The sequence below is a fragment of the Paracraurococcus ruber genome (genome assembly GCF_004353985.1).
GTDB lineage: Bacteria > Pseudomonadota > Alphaproteobacteria > Acetobacterales > Acetobacteraceae > Paracraurococcus > Paracraurococcus ruber.
The window spans coordinates 1-2979 of the sequence record NZ_SMOA01000442.1 but is presented as its reverse complement, the minus strand read 5'-3'; the positions used below and the strand labels follow the sequence as shown (position 1 = coordinate 2979).

Annotated in this window: 4 protein-coding genes; 3 read left to right on the top strand and 1 reads right to left on the bottom strand. The window is 74.4% G+C overall.

All coding sequences use genetic code 11. The features are described 5' to 3' along the window. From E2C05_RS30445 to E2C05_RS33620, 3 genes are all read left to right on the top strand, one after another. Window positions 1-397: energy transducer TonB (locus E2C05_RS30445; protein WP_205083192.1), on the top strand; the 397-nt coding region annotated here is incomplete at its 5' end. A 13-nt stretch (window positions 398-410) separates the two neighbouring features. Further along, window positions 411-974 carry a cob(I)yrinic acid a,c-diamide adenosyltransferase gene (locus E2C05_RS30440; protein WP_133223356.1) on the top strand — a complete coding sequence of 188 codons (564 nt, stop codon included), beginning with the start codon at window positions 411-413 and terminating at the stop codon, window positions 972-974. Window positions 975-1674: 700 nt separating this feature from the next. Next, a complete protein-coding gene (locus tag E2C05_RS33620; RefSeq protein ID WP_158292477.1) occupies window positions 1675-2439 on the top strand; it encodes an FkbM family methyltransferase in 765 nt (254 codons plus the stop codon). A 99-nt stretch (window positions 2440-2538) separates the two neighbouring features. Here the strand turns inward: E2C05_RS33620 and E2C05_RS30430 are convergent, their stop codons facing one another. Continuing rightward, window positions 2539-2871 (bottom strand): YnfA family protein, encoded by a 333-nt coding sequence (locus E2C05_RS30430; protein ID WP_133223354.1) that lies wholly within the window; start codon window positions 2869-2871, stop codon window positions 2539-2541. Between the last annotated feature and the right edge of the window lie 108 nt (window positions 2872-2979).

Genomic DNA, 2979 nt, shown 5'->3' with positions numbered 1-2979 from the left:
GGCCCGCCCGGCGCCGCCTGCCCCGTCTCCCGCCCCCGCGCCCTCCAGCGTGCAGGCCGCGGCGGCGGCTGCGGCGGCGGAGGCCGCGGCGACGCCCGGACGCGCCACCATCACCGGCCCGACCAAGGGCGCCAGCCCGCTCTTCCAGCCGCCGGAGCCGCGCTACCCCGACGCGGCGCGGCAGCGCGGCGCCATCGGCACGGTCCGGCTGAAACTGGAGATTGACGCGGCGGGCCAGGTCACCAAGGTGGAGGTGGTGACCAGCACCGGCGATCCCGCGCTCGACGAGGCGGCGCGGGACTACTACGCGCAGTGGCGCTGGCAGCCGGCGCTCCGCAACGGGGAGCCGGTGGCGGACACCAAATTCGCCAACATCACCTTCCGCCTGTCCCGCTGAGGCATCCAGGACCATGGTCAAGCTCGACGTCATCACCACCCGCGGCGGCGACCAGGGGAAAACTTCCCTCGGCGACGGCACGCGGCTGCGCAAAGATGCCCTGCGGGTCGAGGCGATGGGGGCGGTGGACGAGGCGAATGCCGCGCTCGGCCTGCTGCGCATCCAGCTTGCCGCGATGCCGGAGGAGGATGCGATGCTGGCGCGCATCCAGAACGACCTTTTCGACCTGGGCGCCGATCTCTGCATGCCGGGCGCCGGCGACGATGCGCGGCTGCGGGTGACCATCGGCCAGTGCCTGCGGCTGGAGCAGGAGGTGGCGGCGATGAATGCCGAGATGCCGCCGCTGCGCAGCTTCGTCCTGCCGGGCGGCACGCCGGCCGCAGCGGCGGCGCATCTGGCGCGCACCCTTGCCCGGCGGGCGGAGCGGTCGGTGGTCGCGCTGGCGGCGGCCGAGCCGGTGAACCCGGAGGCGGTGCGCTACCTCAACCGGCTGTCGGACCACCTGTTCGTGCTGTCGCGGCGGCTGAACGGCAATGGCGCCGGCGACGTGCTCTGGGTGCCGGGCGGGCAGCGCTAGAGCAGTTCCCGATCAGGTGGAATCACCTGATCGGGTAAGGATGCTCGTCGATTAAAATGACTCGAGCGGTTGCCGCGAGCCGTGGCGAACGGCGACCGCTCTGGGGAGCAGGCCTGTGCCAGTTGTGGGATGACCTCGACCGGCGCCGATGCGGCGCCGGCTGCGACGGACGCGCAGGGGCGGTGAGGGCTGTCCGGCACCTGGAACCTGCAGGGCGCGGGACGTCCCGCTGCCTGCGATGGCGGCAGCGACGCATCCAGGGCAGAGCCCCGTGGGACGGCAGCCATGCGGGCGCGGTCGAAGCCGCGCCGATGCCCAGGCGGCCACCGGTTGCGATGGGGGGCTCGATCCCGGCCATCCTCGCCTGCCGGGCCTGTTCCATCGATCGGCATGCGTCGGCCTTGCGGATGAAACATGCCGTGCCTGCCGCCCCCCACCCGTCATCGGGCCGCTCGAACCCGCGCGGCCAGGCAGGCAACGAGGCCCGCAGCGTCGCTGGTCCGGCAAGATCGTTTCGCCGCGATCGCATCATCCTGGGATGCCGGTCGAACCAGCGGGAGCATGTCCGCGAGGCCGGCAGCGACCGGGCCGCCGGCCGCCGCGACGTGGGGCCAGCCTTGCCGTGGGTCCGGCCAGGCGCCGCCGCGCCCCGCGTTCCTGCGGGCGTGACCGCCGCCGGCGCCTTCGCTATCACGGCCGCATGAGCGCGCCGCAGCCCGACCTGATCTTCGATATCGGCCTGCATCGCGGCCTCGACACCGATGTCTACCTGCGCAAGGGCTTCCGCGTGGTGGCGCTGGAGGCGCGGCCGGATTTCTGCGCCGAGGTCGCCGCGCGCTTCGCGGCCGAGGTGGAAGCCGGGCGGCTGACCGTGGTGCCCTGCGCGCTCTATCCGCGCGGCGGCGAGAGCATCGCCTTCTGGGTGAATCCCGAGAAGGATGACTGGGGCAGCATCGACCGCGCCTGGGCCGCCAAGGCCGGCCATGCGGTCACCGAGATCACCGTCCCGACCATCACCCTGTCCGAGCTCTTCGACCGCCATGGCGTGCCGCGCTACCTGAAATGCGACGTCGAAGGCATGGACGAGGAATGCATCCGCCAGCTCCTCCTCGACGGGCGCCGGCCGGATTTCGTCTCGGCCGAGGCCAGCAGCTTCGACCTGATCTGCCTGCTGCGCGCCTGCGGCTACGACCGGGCGCAGCTGGTCAATCAGGCGCTGCTCTGGGACGTGCGGCCGCCAGAGCCGCCGCGGGAAGGGCGGCACGCCGCCGTGCAGTTCACCGGCCACCACAGCGGGCTGTTCGGGCGGGAGCTGGACCCCCGCCGCTGGACCAGCTTCCAGGAGGCGGCGGAGCGATGGAGCGACTATTTCCGCCTGCAGGCGCGCGACGACCGGCTGGCGCTGGGCTGGCTCGACATCCATGCGGCGCGGCGGGAGAGCCTGGCCGATCTGGGCGTGGGCTGACGCCGGCCGCGTGACGCCGCCCGGTCCACCGCCGGCCGTGCCGGTGCGGCCCGTGGGGCCGCAGCCGCCGGTGCGCCGGCCTTCCGAGCCGCCATCCCGTCAGGAGGCGCCGCGCGCCGCGCCGGCCAGGATGACGCCGGCGCCGCAGAGGCAGAGCGCGGCGCCCGCGAGATCCCACGGCGTCGGCGCCCGCCCTTCCACCGCCCAGAGCCAGGCCAGCGAGGCGGCGATGTACACCCCGCCATAGGCGGCGAAGGCACGGCCGGCGGCATCCGCCTCCACCCAGGTCAGCGCCCAGGCAAAGACGCCGAGCGACAGGGCGCCCGGCAGCAGCCACCAGGCGCTGGCCCCCTGGCGCAGGACCGCCCAGGCGGCGAAGCAGCCGGCGATCTCGGCGAGGGCGGCGACACAAAAGGCGAGGGCGCTGGCCATGCCGGCATCCTACCGCACGGATCGCCGCCGGGCAGGCGCGCGGCGGCGCGGCACGCTCCGGCCGCGGGCCTGCCTCCCGGCGACCGCGCGCGGGCCGGCCGGCTCCGC

Coding starts and splice junctions, on each gene's coding strand:
- E2C05_RS30440 (WP_133223356.1), top strand. CDS start 411: ATGGTCAAGCTCGACGTCATCACCACCCGCGGCGGCGACCAGGGGAAA.
- E2C05_RS33620 (WP_158292477.1), top strand. CDS start 1,675: ATGAGCGCGCCGCAGCCCGACCTGATCTTCGATATCGGCCTGCATCGC.
- E2C05_RS30430 (WP_133223354.1), bottom strand. CDS start 2,871: ATGGCCAGCGCCCTCGCCTTTTGTGTCGCCGCCCTCGCCGAGATCGCC.